The sequence below is a fragment of the Microbulbifer bruguierae genome (assembly GCF_029869925.1).
In the GTDB taxonomy this organism is placed as follows: domain Bacteria; phylum Pseudomonadota; class Gammaproteobacteria; order Pseudomonadales; family Cellvibrionaceae; genus Microbulbifer; species Microbulbifer bruguierae.
In genome coordinates, this window is sequence record NZ_CP118605.1 from 138,126 (window position 1) to 154,901 (window position 16,776).

The following is a 16,776-nucleotide window of genomic DNA, read 5'->3' on the forward strand; positions in this document are numbered from 1 at the left end:
ATTTCTCGACGCTGAATTTAGAAAATTTATTTTCCGCTTTAATGCACGCTCGCCATTTCTTCCAGCTGAACCCGATCCAGAATACGAATGCGATGCGCATTGGTAATTTCGATCACGCTCATGCCCGAGAGTTTCGCCAGCGCGCGGCTTACGGTTTCGATGGTGAGACCAAGGTAGTCGGCGATATCCTGCCGGCTCATCACCAGGTCGATTTCGCTTTTGCTGATGCCGCACTGGCGGCGCTGGATCTGGTCGAGCAGAAAGCATACCCTCTCATGGGCTTTTTTCTGACCCATGGCGAAGAGGTGGTCCATGGCCTGGGCCAATACGTTGCCGCCCATCAAACGAGCGTTGCTTTTGAGTAGTGGGTATTGGTCAATGATTTCCAACAGCGCTCTGCGGGGAAACATCTGGAGTTCGGTGGTGCTGAGGCAGACAACACTGTATTCAAATTCGTCGGTATTGGTAAAGCCGATGTAGTCACCGGAAAAAGCGAAGGAGATGACCTGGCGGCGCCCGGCGCGGGACAGGCGCTCGATCATGACGATGCCGGAAACCACGACATAGACATTTTGCGCGGTGCTGTTCTGGTGTATCAGGTATTCGCCGGAAGCGGCGCGGCGGCGCTGGCAGATCTGGGTGAGGCGACCCAGCTCTTCCTGCCCAAGCCCACGGAACATCTTGGAGTGGAAGAAGGTTTCAGGAATTTTTAGCGCAGTGGCAGTCACGGATGTAAACCTTGTTCATTGATTGGTTTTTCCCAGATCTTATTGCCAATGCCAAAACCTGTCTACAGTGAAAAATGTATGGAAAGACACAAAAGTGTGTGTGCAATTTTTAGGCGATCTGGGCGTATCGGCCACGGTGGAACACCAGCGGGGCGTGTTCTTGAGTATGCATTTTGCGTACCCGTCCGACCATGATGATGTGGTCCCCCCCCTCGTAGCGGTGCTCCATGCTGCATTCCAGACGGGCACAGTATTCCCGCAACAGGGGTACACCGCGCTCGTTCAGGTCGTACTCGATCAGCCCGAACCGATCCACGCCTTTGCGGGCAAATAGCGTAGAGAGGTCACTTTGTGCCTGATTCAGTACATGAATGGCGAAGTGTTCGCAGCGGTTGAAGGCGTCGAAGCAACCAGCGTTACGATCGATACACCAGAGCACCAGCGGTGGCTCCAGGGATACCGAGTTGAAGCTGCTGGCGGTCATGCCCACCGGCAGCCCCGCTGGATCCTGAGTGGTGACAATGGTCACGCCGGTGGCGAACTGGCCAAAGACCTGGCGCAAGGCCAGGGGATCAAAGGTGGTGTCTGCCTCGGATTGCCGGCATGAGGTTTCCACCGCAAGTACCTCGGCTTTACTCGACATATTGTGCTCCCAGTACCAGGTCACCTTCCTCCCAGCGGAGTACGCCGAAAGTGGTGTATTGCTCTTTTTGTGACTGCATGAACTGCCAGGCGCAGACCAGGGTGTAGTCTTCGTCCACCTGGGTCTCCCGTGACCACAGTTTGTAGGCCTGGCCGAATACGTGACGCACGGAGTAGAGGTAGCGCCCGTAGGACATACCGTTACCGAACATATCCGGGCCGTGATACTGGTGGTGGTTGCCGTTGCGGGTGCGCATCGCTGTCCAGCGCGCGTTCACTACGCCTTTGATTTCGATGGTCTGTTCGGAATGCAGCAGATTGATGGGCTTGTGGTGGATAGTCACCTCATTGTGACCAATCAGTTCCTGTTTGTCGTTGTAGACTTCGAACGTGCCGGTGAAGCGCCCGGCGTGTTTGACCGGCAGGTTGAACGGACGCTTGCCGTCTCTGCGCTCATGCTCGAGAAACTGCTCCACACGCTTTTGCGTTTTCGGGTTGGTTTCATGGTCTTTGGTAACGATATACAGGCCGTTGAACACGCCTACCAAAGTGTCAGCCTCGAACAGCTGGGAGGAGTAGACTTGTATGCCGAGGTCCGGTACCACATGGTTCATGGTACGCAGGTTTACATTCCAGCCCGGCGAATAGTAGTTGGAATCTACCAGCAGCCCGTAAGGGCGTCCGCTACCGATAAAGTCCGGGCCGGTGTAGATGCGGTCCTGATCTGAGTCGATCACGCCAAACTTGAACGGGCTGCCCAGCTCGAATCGGTCATTGAGCGGGCCGGTGGCGTCGAACCGGGTTTGCATCCAGTAGGTGGTGCGCCCATCGGCAAATTCGCTGGCGCGGGATACCTTGTTGTAACCCACGTGGGTGCCACTGGCTTCAAACAGGGATGGCATGCCGTGCCATTCGCCTTCAATGGATTTTTGCCAGTTGCTCGGTTGTTTGTTATCGCTCATGGTTTTTTCCGTTCTGGAATCCGAATTTGCTGTTTCCATAGGGCACACATTACCGTGTGCCCGGACAGCGGCCTTGCCAAATATCAATTCTGCAGCAGTGCCGGGACCTGTTCCGTCAGTCTTGCCGCTTCACTCACGGCATCGCCACACAATGCAAACCCTTGCAGTAAGCCCTGGCTGTCGACAAACACGGCCCTTACGCCATTGCTATCGGCACGCTGGATTTCCCAGCTCCCGGAAATCCACGGGCGCGCGGGAGAGACGGTCACCGGGCAGAGTGTGGTTTTGATGGTCACTGGCATTGCGTCATAACGCACTTCGGTGGGGTTGCCGCAGAGGGTTTGTGCTAGCGCGCGTGCGCCAGCGAGTAGCGGAGCTACATAGCACAGATTGCGGCCGTCCACTTCTGCGCAATCACCGAGGGCGTATATGTTCTCAGCGCTGGTTTGCAGCAGCCGGTCGGTCACGATACCGCGCGCGACTTTTAGTCCGGCTTGCTCCGCCAGCTGCGTACGTGCGCGCACGCCAATGGCGGAGATGGCTCGGTCGCAAAGAATTTGCTCGCCGTTTTCCAGGGTGGCGAGGAGCTGACCCTGATGGCGTTCCAGGCGGACTACTCGCGTACCGAGATGGAAGTTGACTCCCGCGGTAGTGAGACACTGATTCACCAATTGCCCGGCGGGGGCGGGCAGCAGGGTGGCCAGGACTTCACTTTGGGGCTCCACCACATGCACGGTGAAACCAGCCTGAACCAGATCATTGGCATATTCGCAACCGATGAGGCCACCTCCAATAATCAGCACCGAGCGCGTACCGGCACTGGCGGCATAGAAACGCTGAAAATCCTGCAGGTCATTGATCGGTACCGCAGCGCCACTGGCGTTGCCTTCCAGTGGGGCAGTTACCGTATCCGCGCCCACGGCCAACACCAGTCGCGCGTACGCCAGCTGCTGTGTGCGGCCGGCACTTTCGAGCGTCAGGTATTCTTCGGCGCTGTTGATTGCCTGTACCCGAGTGAAGGTCATAATCTCAGCGGCAAGGGACTGGGCCATGGTGCGTGCATCGCTGGTCATCAGATCCAATGGCGTGCGCCGCTTCTGAAATGCGGTGCTGAGCTGGGGCTTGGAATAGTAGGTGCCGTCGTCAGCGCTGATCAGGATCAGTGGTGTTTGCGTATCCAGCTTGCGAATTTCCCGGGCCAGGTTGTAACCGGCAAGTCCGGTACCGACGATCACGATCGGTTTGCGTGTGTAGTCGATTTGCGCAGAGAATTCTGTGAGCTCCGCGACGGCCTCTGTAGGTACGGCGGCTGCTTCTGTTTCATTTGTTTTTTCGGGCTGGGATTCTACGGAGCGTACTTCGACCATCTCGAAGTCGCCCTTGCCAACGCCACATTCCGGGCACAGCCAGTCGCTTGGGATATCCTCCCAGCGTGTACCGGGGGCAATTCCTTCTTCCGGAGCGCCTTTCTCTTCGTCATAAACCCAGCCACAAACCAGGCATTCCCAAACTCGATACTGCATAGTGTTACTTCCAAATGGGCCAAATTATTTATTCTGCACGATTGCAAATCGGGCGCTTTGGCTTTTAATCATTGCGCTGAAAACTTCTGCTTCCTGATCACGCAGGTGCGTGGAAAGAAAGGTGGCGAAGAGGTTGCCCAGTAATTCCCGGGCTTCATCCGGGTTTGCTACCGGGAAATCGAGAAAGCCTCTTCCGGTGCATTCATCTGCGGGGTGGCAGACGCTGAAGTGATTTGCCTGCTGCAGAATGCACAACCAGTTTTTATTGTCGTTACTGGCTACTGCGCGAGAAAAGGTTTCCTCGATGCGGCCGCTACAGTGTCCACTGCTATTGGTTGTGTCCCCGTAACGTTTTCCGCTTGCGGCAATACAACCGTCGCTGTCGCCGCCGGCAAGCAGCAGTGGAATATCCGCCTGCGGGGCCAGCAAGGTATCGGCTTCCCAGCCTAGTGCGGTTGCCGCACCGGTGTGGGCACCGTAGCTGAACAGGGCGCGCAATCCCGGCAGCCATTCACTGCGACCATTGATCAATGCCAGCGTTCCACCTGCGGAATGCCCCCCCAGAGCCAGGCGCTCAAGATCCAGTTTTCCGGCGAGTAAGCCTTTCTCGTTTAATTCCCCAAGTTTTTCCTGAATGGCCGGAAGCAGCACAGCAGATGGGCGCGATCCATAAATTTCCGGTGTGAGTGCAGCCATGTCGATGCCGGGGGTGAGACTGATACTGCCGGGCATCTCTTCTGCGATCAGCGACGGAATTACCGTGACGATACCGTGCGCTGCAAGCTCCGACGCCAGCCAGGTGTAGTAGCTGGGCTCAACATTCACTCCGGGGAGAAAAATTGTAACCGGGAAGGGGGCCAGTTCATTGTTGCAAGGGACCTGGCCGGTATTGCGCTCCAGTTCCGAATTGGAGAAGGAGGCCGGGTAATACACCTTAAGGGTGGCGGTGTCGTAGGGCGACTCAAGAGTCGCAATTCGGAAGCTGGTAAAAAATGCGCGGGTAGTGGACATGATCCGGACACGGCCTGTGGTTGTGATTGTGGCCCAAAGGATATTTGGCTGCCGGTCCGGGAGTATGACAATTGTCAATTAGAAAAGCAGGCGGTTGCGCTACAAACAGTGGCAGAAGCTGGCGCTTGTGCCTCGTGGTTCAGGTGACCAGATGCTGCCAGATTTTGGCCTGGAACGGTGCTTCATGCACAGGCCCACTGAGGCCGCGGGGATCCAGTTCGTGGCGGCGATCGCACAGGGGTGAGAGGCGGGTGCCGCGTGCAGTGAGTGTGCGTACCGCGTCGCCATTGCGATAGAGCACGGTGTGTCGTACCCGCTGGCCTGGCGCCGTCAACATAATGAAATCAGGTTCCATGTAGACGTTGCACGCGGCATCCAGTTGGCGAGCATTAAATGTCAGCAGGCCGACGCCACCTGAAACGCCAACATTTTCGTAAGCGCCGGGGCCCAGGGCATCGAAAACCAGCAGGTTATCCTGCATGCGTCCGGCAAATGTTTTGGCCACCGGCTCGCGGCCGCGGATGTGGACGTTGGTGAGTTTGAGCGTGTAGCCGTCGAAATCGAGATACACGAGATTATCGAACGGGCTGGGGCCGGGCGTGCCGCTCCCTGCACTGGTGTCGTCCTGTAGCGGACGTCCATCCAGGTGAAACAGTTCGACCTGATCGTGCCAGATGCCGCGCATCAGCATCAGGTTGTAGCCTACTGAGCCTACAGGGAAGGTGGGGTAGTGGTTGGTACTCTTTTCGGTACAGGTCTCGGTACTGCTTGTCATGGTTGATGCTCTTTTAAATCCCCTTGAGCGGGGGGCTGTTCGACGGCAGAACGCCGGTGAAAGATCTGATTGCTATGTATCAATTGAGTTAAACATATAACAATCTTTCAAAGTGAAAAAGTGGCGTGGACAAATTCGCAATTGTTTTTTTCAGTTTTAGTTAAGGAGAGAGTGATGAAAACTGTAGTGATTACTGGAAGTACTCGTGGCATCGGGCGGGGGCTTGCTGAAAATTTTTTGAAAAAAGATTGCCGGGTAGTGATTAGTGGGCGTAGCCAACAAGCGGTTGAGCAGGTGGTGGCCGAGCTTGAAAGCGAGTATCCCGGGCGTGTTGCCGGTCGTCACTGCGAAATCACCTCTGCTGCCGATATTCAGTCGTTGTGGAACGCGGCGTGCGAAGCATTTGGCGGTGTGGATGTGTGGATTAACAACGCTGGTATGAGTATCGCACGCAAGCCACTGGCGGAGCAGCCGGTGAGTGAGCTGGAGAAAATTGTTGCCACCAATCTCACCGGTTTGCTGATCGCGAATAAAGTGGTGCTGGCGGAAATGCTGAAGAAAAACCACGGCCAGATCTGGAACATGGAGGGATTCGGTAGTACCGGGCAAAGCGCACCGGGCATGGTTGCCTATGGCGCAACCAAGCGTGCACTGAATTACGTGAATGGCAGCCTGCAGAAGGAAATCAAGGGCACCAATGTACAGGTAAACACCTTGAGTCCGGGTATTGTGGTTACCGATCTGCTGGTCGGGGACTATGATTTGGCGTCGGACGAGTGGCGCAAGACCAAAAAGATTCTCAATATTCTCGGAGATACCGTAGAAACGGTAACCCCATTTCTTGTGGACGGGGTGCTCAAAACGGCCAAGTCCGGTGCGCGGGTTGCGTGGCTTACCACCGGTAAAGCGTTTGCACGGTTCCTTACTGCGGGGTTCAACAAACGGGATCTGTTTGTCGAGCACGAGGCGCAGGTACAGCAGTCCGTGTGAAAATAAAAAAAGAGGCCCGGAGGGCCTCTTTTTTCTGCTATCGGTTTTCTCAGGCGCCGCTGGGGCTGCTAGAGCTGATAGGCGCTGCAGATTCGGTGGTTCCCTTGTCGCGGCGAATAAGCATCGCCCACGTGAATACCGCGAGGGCCACCGCGGAGAAAAACACGAAGGGCCCAGAGGGGCGCCATGTGTCGAACAGGTAGCCGCCGATGACGCTGGCGACGAGAATGCCCACCGCTCCGCTCAGGGTGAAGAATCCAATCACCGCGCCGCGCTGGCGCTCCGGCGCCTGTTGATTGATCAGTACTCCGCTGGTGATGATGCAGCTGATTTCCCCGAGGCCGATCAGCACTGCGCACAGGATCATGGCCGGGGAAAAGGGGTCGTGAATAAACAGGGTGGAGCCATAGCCGATGGCAGAGACCAGCAGGGCAATTCGCAATGCCACAATTCGATTGATCTTGTCTGCGAGAATACCAAAAACCGGCGCGCCCAGCAGGGCGCATCCCTGGGCGATACCCACGATCATACCGGCACGCGCGAGAGCGTCGGCCCGGTTCATGCCCAGTTCTGAGGTGCCGTAGTTGGTTACCCACAAAGTGAAGAAGGTGCCGACAATCATAAGATTACCCCGTGCCACAAATGAAGCACCATAAGCGAGCGAGATGGCGGGATCTCTGCCAGCGCGCAATCCGGCGCGAGTAATCTGCCACAGACTCTCGCTGTGCTCGCTTTCTGCGCCGGCGCCGGTACCTTTCTTCAGGCCGAAGAACATGATGATGCCGGTAATGGCGGCGACGACAGCCACCAGGGTGTAGGTCCAGAGTCCGGCCTCTTTCGCGGTGGCGCCGGTATTCTGAAAAATCGCAGGCAGCTGCAGAAGGAAAAAGACACTTACCATCGCGCCGAAACCATTCATGACGCCCTGCAGGCCGGTGGCACGGCCGCGACTGGCATTTGCCGCATAGTCACCAATTAGTGTGACTATGCAGGTGGTTATTGCGGCGAGACCAACGGAATAGATCAGTCGGAACGCCAATAGCTCATTGAGGGTGTCTGCATGTGGGTAGAGTGCAATGCCTGCAGCCATCACCAGAAACCCGAATCCGGTAACCGGGCGCCGGCCGAGCCGGTCAGACAGTGGGCCAAATATTGCTACTGCGACAATGATGACGATTTCCGACCAGAAATTAAGCAGGCCACTGACCACGCCGTGGCGCTCTTGCTCAATCCCCAGAAACTCGGTAAGAAGGAAAGGTTGTCCCTGGGGGATAAATGACGCGAACATAATAGTCGCGAAGCAAGAGAAGTAGAACGTAAGTAGGTTGCCACCGCTGACCGCGGGGTTGAGGTCTATGCCGAGGAAGCGGTGCCCGGTGTGTTGGCTCATGTTTCTTTTCCCGTAGAGGCGCGAAAGGCCGTTGTTTTTTTGGGTGTTGCCTTGTCCGTTGTAGTGCTTGTTACGTCGAATATATCGATGTGGATTCTTGCGGAAAAGATATAATGACCGTATTTTAGGTCAAATGCTACCGCGCCGGCTCGGAGCGGTTGGAGATAAGATTGAACAGGAGAATGCCCATGAATGCCAAAGCGACCATCCGTGCCGCAGCCGTCCAGTTCCATGCCGGAACGGATATCGAGGAAAACCTGAAAACAACCCTGCGTATGCTCGACAAGGCTGCCGAGGTAAATCCGGATCTGGTGGTGCTACCGGAATTCTGCAATCACCTCTCCTGGTATGACGGCCCGGAACATTGCGCTGAGGTATCGGCTACGCTCGACGGTTCCTTTCTGCAAGCCGTTGCGGACAAGGCGCGGGAAAAGGGCTTCTTTGTTGTGGTGAACTGTACAGTGCGGCGGCAAAACGGTGATGTGACCGGTTCCAGTCTGTTGTATTCACCGGAAGGTAAGCTGCTCGCGGACAATACCAAGCAGATTTATATTGGCCACGAAAATGACTTTTTGAAAAAGGCAGATTCCCCGGCTCCCATTGTCGATACACCTGTTGGTCGACTGGGTATGTACGCCTGTATGGACGGGGTGATCAATGAGCCTCCGCGGACGCTGTCCCTGCGCGGCGCACAGGTGTTGTGTAACAGTGTCAACTCTTTTGCCAGCGATGAGGGATCCCTACATATTCCCGTGCGGGCACCGGAGTCCCGCGTATTTATCGTCGCCGCCAACAAGGTGGGTCCGCTGGTGCCCGAAGCGTTGCTGGGGGCGGTGAGTGCGGCGACGGGCATTCCTGAAAAGCACCTTTATGGTTCGGGGGAAAGCCAGATCGTGGCGCCCGACGGTACCGTGCTCGCCTGTGCATCGAAGGATCAGGAGGAGGTAGTGTGGGCGGATATCGAGCCTGCCGCGGCGGACAGCAAACTGCGTCCTGATGGCACTGATGTTTTTGCCTGTCGTCGCCCGGAACTCTACCAGGCCATCGCGGAAGATCCGGCCGGCCAAATCTATCCCCAGTGGCTCGGCGCCGACAAGCTCGCGGCGTCCATGATTTCTGTTCCCGCCGCTGCAAGTCTTTCAGATGCCGGCGATGCGGCGAAGCGCGCAGTAGATCAGGCAGCTGCGGCGGTCGCGCGCGGTGCCCGCCTGATCGGGCTGTCGCCCTTGTTGGGGGCGGAGTTGATTGCGGCTGACGTGCCCGCAGCTGCGGTTGCCGCCGAGGAGGTCATTGCGGCACTCGCGGCAGTTTGTGGTGGTGCGACGGGGAGCGAGGTTTATGTCGCTACGGCACTGCCGCTGGCAAAGGGGGAGGGCTGCTTCCATTACTGTGCGGTGCTGATTGGTGCTGATGGGCTCATTGCTTCACAGCCGCAGGTGCACCGTAGTGAACGTTTCGCCTGGTCCGAGCTGGCTGCAGGGTTTGCGCCAGTGGAATTACCCTTTGCGCGCCTGGGGCTGGTGACCAGCGATGACAGTATTTACCCGGAGACATTTCGACTGCTGGCGTTTGCTGGCGTGGACACCGCTGTGGTGCCGGTGGAGCCGCTGGAGGCGTGGGAGTTGCGGACCGGGCTGCTGGAGCGCTCTGCAGAAAATCGGATCAATTTGCTGGCGCCGGCAATGCAGCAGGCTGATGGCAGTTTCCCCTGGGGCGTGAGCTTTGCTACCGCTCTGCAGCGAGAATTTACGGTAATGACGGAGTGGAAAGAGCGGCCGTTTGAAGGGTTGTTGAGCGAGCCGGAGATCTATGCCATGGGGGGGGGTGATTGTCACCTGGATGTCACTCTGTACCCGGCTTGCGCCGAGAACAAGGAGGTTTCGCGCAACACGGATCTGGTGCGTAATCGTCCCTGGGAGCTGTGTGGGCCAATTGCGGCGCTTTCGTCAGTGGCGGAGCTGGAAGCGGATTCGGCGGCTGCCTCCTGATTTACGTGCCCGGCGTTTGTGTTGCGTAACAGTCGGGCATTTTGAGATTTATCAATGTTTCCGAGCGAGTAGATTCCGACAATAAAATCCAACATAGGCCAATTACTGACAAGTCGGGGAAACACCATGAGCGGAATCTCACTTCCTAAATCGCTGGCAGATAAAACCCGCGATCGGCTTGTTAGTGAGCTGGGGCTGTCCGAGCAGTTGAGTGCCCAAGGCGGCCCCTGGATGACGCTGGAAAGTCATGCCCCCATGGCCCAGGGGCCGGTCGGTGAAGTGCGCCGCTATACCGGCGGTGGCCTGCTGCACTTGGTGACCTGTGCCATCGTCGTGCCGCAGATTGGTCTCGACTCCCACATGTTGTTTGCTTTTACCCCCAGTGAAACCGCGGTCCCGCACTTCACCCTCGACTCCGTGGGTGCAGGCGGGCACTGCGCTTTTCACCTGGATCTCATTCCGCGCCTGGATCTGGGCGCGAACCTCGCCTACATGGACGAGGTTTTCACGCCGCTTACGGAGGCCTGTAAGGCTGGTCGTTCCATCGAAGGGCTCTCCGCTGCCCAGCTGGATCCCCGGCAGTACGCGGTGATGTCTCCCTGGATGCTCGCGCATCGCGCCACCCCCGAAGCATTCGCGAACATTGATGATACCGTCACCGCCTATCTGAACCACTGGCTGGGGCTGCTCAATAGCGGCATCGACAGTGCAGTGCTGGATGATGTGGATAGCGAGTTACTTGCGCGTCGGGACGCACGCAATAAAGCCATTATTTTTGACCCGGCTGTTGACAAGGTCTGGAATCAAATCGGTGGTTTGATCGGCGAGGAAAGCTCGCTGGCACTGCGTAAATTGCTGACCATGTGCGGCTGAATTTCCGATTTCATTTTCAGAATAGAATTTTCTGTATCGCCGAAACAATCGAATAAATTATCCGGGTGCGATGGCGTGTGACGTCTAAGTACCCCTGGAGGAATAGCGATGGCATTGACTGCTGAAATCCTGCTTGAAGACATGAATGAATCCGAACGTCGCCGTGCCGAAGTGGTGGAGTCGGTACTGCCGCAGGTAAAAGAAGCTGCTCGCGAAGTCGATGCGAATGCCCAGTTTCATATGCCGCATGTGTCGCTGTTTAGTGAGCGTGGGCTCCTGGGGCTGATTATTCCTGAAGTTTACGGTGGTCTCGGCGGTGGCTTGCGCGATCTGGCGGCAGCCTGCTTTGCACTGGGCAGTGCTTGCCCGTCGACCGCACTGGCGTTTTTCTTCCATTGCAGCGCTGCGTCAAGGGGGCTGTTGGCGATCGAGGCGCTGGAGGAGGGGCTGTTCACCGAAGCGGAAGCGCCGCAGGTGCGGCACTTCGCCGAGCAGGTGCTTCACTCCATGGGGCGCGATGGCAAGTGGTTTGCGAATTTTGCCAGTGAGTCGGTGAAATCAGAAAAGGCGGCGGTCACCATCAGTACGATTGCACGCAAAGTGGAAGGTGGGTACCTGTTGAACGGGGTCAAATCTTTCGGCACCGGTACCGGCATCGCGGATGTCTATTTGGTAACCGCAAGTCTTGAAGGTGTGGAAACCGCGGAAGGCCTGTGTACTTTCTTTGTTGATCCCAATGGGGCGGGTGTCAGACCCCGCGCTTCCTGGGATGCGATTGGTATGCGCGGCACCAGTTCCGGTGGCATCGTATTGGAAGATTGTTTTGTACCTGAGGAAAGCGCCCTGGCAATTCCCGGTGCCTTTACCCGTTGCATGCAGATGAGCCGTGGCAGTTTCGTCGGTAATCAGATGGCTGCCGTGTGTGGCTATGCCGGTGCAGGTTATTCCGCTTACCAGTATGCCATCAGGAACCTCACGGAAAAGAAATTTGCCGATACGGGCAAGCCCATCGGTACCGCGCCCTATCAGCAGGAACTGATTGGCAAGATGTTGGTGGATCTGGAGACGGCACTGATGTGGTTGCGCCGCCAATTGCAGCTGGAAACCAGCGAGCCGCCGTTGAAACCGAAGCACGAAGTCGTCAAGCAGTGGCGTCTGTGCAAGGGCGTCGTAGCGGAGTGCGGCTTCAATATTGCCGTCAATGCCTTAAAGGCGAGCGGCACATCCGGCACTATGGGTGATCCCGCGCGCTACCTTCGCGAACTGAGTATGGGGGTAGTGCAGGCGTTCCCAGCCGAGCGCGGACGTTTAATGGCCGCGCAGATGGAGATCGAAGGTGCCGAGCAGAGTTTGTTTGGTGTCACTAGCAAGTAGTTTACGCACAGGCGCGCCGGTTCAGGCTTCGTGCCTGATAGAACAATAATTCAAAATTGCAACAGGAAAAGACCATGCTTCATCGAGGTCTCTTGATTGCGGGTCGTGAAGTGGACGCTGCGACTGGCGAAACCTTTCCGGTACTAGCACCGGAAACCGGTCTTACACTGGGTTCTGTTGCCAGGGCGGGCGCGAGAGATGTCGACGATGCAGTCGCATCTGCGCGCAGAGGATTTGTCGCCTGGTATCGGATGGCACCGGCTGAGCGTGAAGATGTATTGCTCAAGGCGGCGGAACTGGTAGCCCGGGAAGGGGAGGCACGTTTTCTCGATACCTTGATCGACGAAAGCGGCTCGGCGATTCGCAAGGCGCGCCGGGAAATCCAGTACACCGTGGATCTGCTGCGCACAGCGGCGGGTGAAGCGCGGCGGCTTTACGGCGAGACTTTCCCCAATGATGACCCGCATAAAATCAGCCTGGTGATCCGGGAGCCCCTGGGCACGGTCGCTGTCGTTTCTCCCTACAATGCGCCACTGTCATTGCTTACCAAGATGGCCGCTTTTCCGCTCGCTGCGGGCAATGCCATTGTGATCAAACCCTCGGAAGAAACCCCGCTGACTGCATTGGCGTTCGGGCGCCTGTTACTGGATGCCGGTTTACCGCCTGAGGCTATCAGCGTGCTCACAGGCTTTGGCAATGAATGTGGCAAAGAACTGATCAATCACTCGGGCATTGATTCCGTGGCACTTACCGGCAGTACACAGACCGGTGTGCTGGTTGCGCAGCAGGCCCTCAATCGCATGCGCAGGGTCCAGCTGGAGCTGGGCGGTAAAAGTGCGCTGCTGGTGTTGGAGGATGCCGACCCGCAGCAGGCTGCGGCGATTGCGGCGCAAGGGATATTTACCCATGCGGGTCAGATCTGCATGGCCAACTCGCGCATTGTGGTCGATCAGAAAATTTACCCGGAGTTTGTCGAGGCACTTAAGCGGGAGGCCGAATCTCTGTCTCTCGGCGATCTACGTGACGAAAAAACGGTTTACGGGCCTTTGATCAATGCCCGCGCGGTAGAAAAAGTACTGGAGCAGGTTCGCGCGGCACAGAGCGCCGGGGCGACACTGCTTACCGGTGGTGAAATTTCTTCGGTGGGTCCGCTGGTGATCAAGCCGACGGTGCTGCTGGAAGCTCCCAGAGACAGTGTCGTTTGGCGAGAGGAAAGTTTTGGTCCGGTCACCTGCGTCGCGCAGGCCGCTGGTCTTGAACACGCCATTGAAATTGCCAACGACAGTGAATATGGCCTGTCGGCGGCGGTGCTGACCAACAACCTGCAATGGGGCTTGCAAGCGGCCAGGAAGATTCGGTCCGGCGCGGTACATATTGGCATGCATAGCTTTCAGAGCAATGCCCTGGCGCCCATCGGTGGCGTTGGTATGTCAGGGGTAGGGCGCAGCGGCGGTCGTTACAGCACCGAAGAATTTACCGAAGTGAAATGGATCAGTGCGGATACCGGGAGCCTGCCAGTATGAGTACCCTTGAACTTCAGCCACCCCCTGCACCGGAGAGCAATCTGCGCAGGGGGTATCTGGACTACACCTGGGGGCAGTTGCACTACCGCTCCATGGGGTGTCGTAGCTTGCCGCTACTGGTGCTTTTGCATCAGACCCCCAGTGCATCGGAAATGTACTTGCCGCTGATGCGGCTGGTCGCCAAGCGCTATCACGTGGTTGCTATCGACACTCCCGGTTTTGGTGCCAGTGACCCGATGCCCGGCAGAGTGAGCGTCAAAGGGTTGGGGCAGGAGCTTCACAAGGCGTTACTAAAAAAATATGCCTGTCCGTATTTTCTCTTTGGTCACCACAGCGGCGCAGCCATTGCCACCAGCATGGCGGCCGAGAATCCCCAGTGGGTCACCTCTCTGGCTCTGAGTGGGCCGCCCTTGCTGACCGAAGCGCAGCGCCAGGCGCTGCCGCACTCTGCGGAAGAAATTCCACTTGAGGAGGATGGTGGACACCTGCTGAAAATGTGGTGGCGCCTGCGTAAAAAGGACCATAGTGCTCCGCTGGAAATCAGCCAGCGGGAGCTGCAGCTGGCGTTTACTTGTGGCAACTATTATCGCGAGTGTTATCAGGCTGTGGCGGATTACGATTTCGCCAGTGATCTTTCGCGAGTGACCTGTCCGATTCTCCTTTTTGCCGGTAAACGGGACCTGCTGTATGGCGCCGTCGCGGCTTCGAAAAAAATTGCCAGAGACGCGAAAACGTTGCATTCCGAAGTGGACGCCGCGACGTATGTGTGTGAAACCCATGCGCCTTTCGTGGCATCGGCCCTGCGCGAATTCTTTGTGGCCCCGGATTTACAAGTGGAGAGAGCGCCGACAAATGCGGTAACGGAAGCTGTTTCAGTAGTAAACCGGGTTGAACGGGAAAGTATCAGCTGATGGATCTCAAACGTAACTCTCTGGGTATTGGTGAAAGACCGGCGCTGCTGCTGGTGGATATGATCAACGGGTTCACTAATCCTGAGTGCCCCCTTGGGACCCACTGCCCCGAGGTGATCCAGGCGAACCAGCAATTACTCAATGCCTTCCGGGCCAGGTGCCTGCCAATTTTCTTTACTACGGTTGTATATCGAGATACCGCACAGGCGCGGGTCTTCCGCGAGCGCATTCCGCATCTGGAATGGTTACAGGCGGAAAGTCCCTGGGTTGAAGTCGATGCCCATCTGGCGATGCAAGCCGGTGAGATATTGATCGAAAAGCAGTGGCCCAGTGCTTTTTTTCGCACTGATCTGGCGGCCCACATTGCTAGCGAGGGTGTGGACTCGATTGTGGTAACTGGCCTGACGACCAGCGGATGCGTGCGCGCTTCGGTGGTTGATGCACTGCAGCATGATTTAAGAGTTGTGGTCGCCGAAGAGGCGGTGGGCGATCGAAACCCGGATGCCCACCGCGCCAATCTTTTTGACATGCACGCAAAATATGCGGACGTCGAAAAGCTGGCATCTGTTCTGCAGGCCGTTGCTGCACTGCCTATGGCTAACTGCCGCGAAACCTCGCCAAACTAGAACCGAACCCTTCAGAAAAATCTGCCGGTTATGCTGAGATTGAATCTGCATTTAATGCCGGTAAGAACATGCGGTAGTAACTCCCATGAAAATTGCATTTTTTGTCGTGCTGCTGGACATGATCGGTTTCGGCATCATGTTACCGATTCTTGCCTATTACGCGTTGCAACTTGGAGCTGATGCGTCCACCGCAACCTTCTGTATGGCCCTGTATGTGTTTGGCATGTTTATTGGTACCCCAGTGTGGGGGCGGTTGTCGGACCGGTTTGGCCGCAAGCCGATTCTGGCGATCAGTCTTGTAGGTAGCGTACTGGGTTACATCGTGCTGGCCTTTGCAACCGAAGTATGGATGGTGGGCGTGAGTCGTCTGTTCAGCGGGTTGATGGCCGGCAACCTGTCGGTGGCACAGGCCTATGTGGCGGATGTGACAGATGAGAAAGACCGGGCCAAGGGCATGGGGATGTTGGGCGCTGCATTTGGCTTGAGTTTTATTCTCGGCCCGCTACTGGGGGGTGTGTTGGCCGGTGACAGCTTCGAGGATGCCAATCTGCGCCTGCCTGCCATGATCTCTGCACTACTTTCGGCTTCCGCACTCCTTTGTGTTCTGCTGTTTCTCCGCGAGAGCAGGCCTGAACCAGATACTGCTGCGAACGATGCTGTCACGAACGAAGCTGTCGGGAATGATGCTGTCGGGAATGAAAGTGCCGCGGCGACCAATTCCTATGGGGACTTTCTGCGCTGGCTTTTTTCCTCTCAACCCTTACTGCTTCTGCTGTTTATCGCTATGGCGGTATACAACGTGGCGGCAGGATTGGTGGAATCGGTATTTCCTATCTGGGCGGAAGCCACAGGGATTGCCGACGGCCCCCAGGGGCTGGTACCGATTCTTCTGGTCGCGGGGCTTGCCATGGTCGTTATGCAGGGAGGTGCTATTGGCCCGCTGAGTCGCCGGTTTGGAGAGGCCCGCCTTGTTGTCACCGGCAGTGTGGTGTTTGGGCTGGCTGTGCTCGGGCTCACTCTGGCTGGAAGCGCTTCATCATCGGTTGGCGCGACCGGTGCGCTTGTGGTGCAGGCCATTGGCGCTGCGCTGGTGATTACTTCCATGCAGTCTCTGGTTTCCAAGCAGGCGCTGGCGAATAACCGCGGTGCCGTAATGGGGAGTTACAGCGCGTTGGGTACGCTTGGCCGCGGCATAGGCACTGCAGTTACCGGAGCACTATTCTCGGGAGTGCATCTGCATGCCTCTTACTACCTGGGTGCACTGTGTATGATTCCGTTGCTGGCGATCGCGTTGTGGGTAGTGCGTGCGCAGTTGGCGACAGGCGCAAGGGTCACAGGTTCGGTAACGGATAAAGGCTTGAATGTCGATCATTCCACTTCGGTTTGAACGATGGGTCCGGTTAATTGATAAAAATCATCTCACGCCAAAAGACATACTTATATAACATTTAACAGTTTCT

The 16,776-nt window shown here is 56.8% G+C and carries 15 protein-coding genes; 8 read left to right on the forward strand and 7 right to left on the reverse strand.

Annotated features, from left to right (window positions below; all coding sequences use genetic code 11):
- Positions 1-38 precede the first annotated feature (38 nt).
- From PVT68_RS00620 to PVT68_RS00645, 6 genes are all read right to left on the reverse strand, one after another.
- On the reverse strand, positions 39-728 hold the full coding sequence (locus PVT68_RS00620) for a Crp/Fnr family transcriptional regulator (RefSeq protein WP_280320638.1): 690 nt from the start codon (positions 726-728) through the stop codon (positions 39-41).
- Positions 729-837: 109 nt separating this feature from the next.
- Positions 838-1,371, reverse strand: coding sequence for a flavin reductase family protein (locus PVT68_RS00625; protein WP_280320639.1), 534 nt, complete (start codon positions 1,369-1,371; stop codon positions 838-840).
- Complete coding sequence (locus PVT68_RS00630; protein ID WP_280320640.1) at positions 1,361-2,332, reverse strand: hypothetical protein; 972 nt, start codon at positions 2,330-2,332, stop codon at positions 1,361-1,363. Before PVT68_RS00630 ends, PVT68_RS00625 begins: the two co-directional genes overlap by 11 nt.
- 83 nt (positions 2,333-2,415) lie before the next feature.
- Entirely contained in the window at positions 2,416-3,855 is a 1,440-nt protein-coding gene (locus PVT68_RS00635; RefSeq protein WP_280320641.1) for an FAD-dependent oxidoreductase, read from the reverse strand.
- Between the two features lie 24 nt (positions 3,856-3,879).
- Positions 3,880-4,866 carry an alpha/beta hydrolase gene (locus PVT68_RS00640; RefSeq protein ID WP_280320642.1) on the reverse strand — a complete coding sequence of 329 codons (987 nt, stop codon included), beginning with the start codon at positions 4,864-4,866 and terminating at the stop codon, positions 3,880-3,882.
- A 139-nt stretch (positions 4,867-5,005) separates the two neighbouring features.
- Positions 5,006-5,641, reverse strand: coding sequence for a hypothetical protein (locus tag PVT68_RS00645; protein ID WP_280320643.1), 636 nt, complete (start codon positions 5,639-5,641; stop codon positions 5,006-5,008).
- A 174-nt stretch (positions 5,642-5,815) separates the two neighbouring features.
- On the opposite strand from PVT68_RS00645, the gene PVT68_RS00650 reads away from it, so the two are divergent.
- Positions 5,816-6,631: an SDR family NAD(P)-dependent oxidoreductase gene (locus tag PVT68_RS00650; protein ID WP_280320644.1), complete on the forward strand. Its 816-nt coding sequence runs from the start codon at positions 5,816-5,818 to the stop codon at positions 6,629-6,631.
- Between the two features lie 49 nt (positions 6,632-6,680).
- On the opposite strand, the gene PVT68_RS00655 is transcribed toward PVT68_RS00650, so the two are convergent.
- Complete coding sequence (locus tag PVT68_RS00655; RefSeq protein WP_280320645.1) at positions 6,681-8,021, reverse strand: MFS transporter; 1,341 nt, start codon at positions 8,019-8,021, stop codon at positions 6,681-6,683.
- Positions 8,022-8,209: 188 nt separating this feature from the next.
- Between PVT68_RS00655 and PVT68_RS00660 the strand changes: the two genes are divergently transcribed.
- From PVT68_RS00660 to PVT68_RS00690, 7 genes are all read left to right on the forward strand, one after another.
- The gene (locus PVT68_RS00660) at positions 8,210-10,009 is read left to right on the forward strand and encodes a nitrilase-related carbon-nitrogen hydrolase (RefSeq protein WP_280320646.1); all 1,800 of its coding nucleotides are present in this window, start codon (positions 8,210-8,212) and stop codon (positions 10,007-10,009) included.
- A 126-nt stretch (positions 10,010-10,135) separates the two neighbouring features.
- Positions 10,136-10,882: a hypothetical protein gene (locus tag PVT68_RS00665; protein ID WP_280320647.1), complete on the forward strand. Its 747-nt coding sequence runs from the start codon at positions 10,136-10,138 to the stop codon at positions 10,880-10,882.
- 108 nt (positions 10,883-10,990) lie between these two features.
- Entirely contained in the window at positions 10,991-12,256 is a 1,266-nt protein-coding gene (locus tag PVT68_RS00670; RefSeq protein ID WP_280320648.1) for an acyl-CoA dehydrogenase family protein, read from the forward strand.
- Between the two features lie 74 nt (positions 12,257-12,330).
- Positions 12,331-13,779 carry an aldehyde dehydrogenase family protein gene (locus PVT68_RS00675; protein WP_280320649.1) on the forward strand — a complete coding sequence of 483 codons (1,449 nt, stop codon included), beginning with the start codon at positions 12,331-12,333 and terminating at the stop codon, positions 13,777-13,779.
- On the forward strand, positions 13,776-14,690 hold the full coding sequence (locus tag PVT68_RS00680; protein WP_280320650.1) for an alpha/beta fold hydrolase: 915 nt from the start codon (positions 13,776-13,778) through the stop codon (positions 14,688-14,690). The genes PVT68_RS00675 and PVT68_RS00680 overlap by 4 nt, the downstream gene beginning before the upstream one ends.
- Positions 14,690-15,316, forward strand: coding sequence for an isochorismatase family protein (locus PVT68_RS00685; RefSeq protein WP_280320651.1), 627 nt, complete (start codon positions 14,690-14,692; stop codon positions 15,314-15,316). Before PVT68_RS00680 ends, PVT68_RS00685 begins: the two co-directional genes overlap by 1 nt.
- An 85-nt stretch (positions 15,317-15,401) precedes the next feature.
- Positions 15,402-16,703: an MFS transporter gene (locus PVT68_RS00690; protein WP_280320652.1), complete on the forward strand. Its 1,302-nt coding sequence runs from the start codon at positions 15,402-15,404 to the stop codon at positions 16,701-16,703.
- The last annotated feature ends 73 nt before the right edge of the window (positions 16,704-16,776 follow it).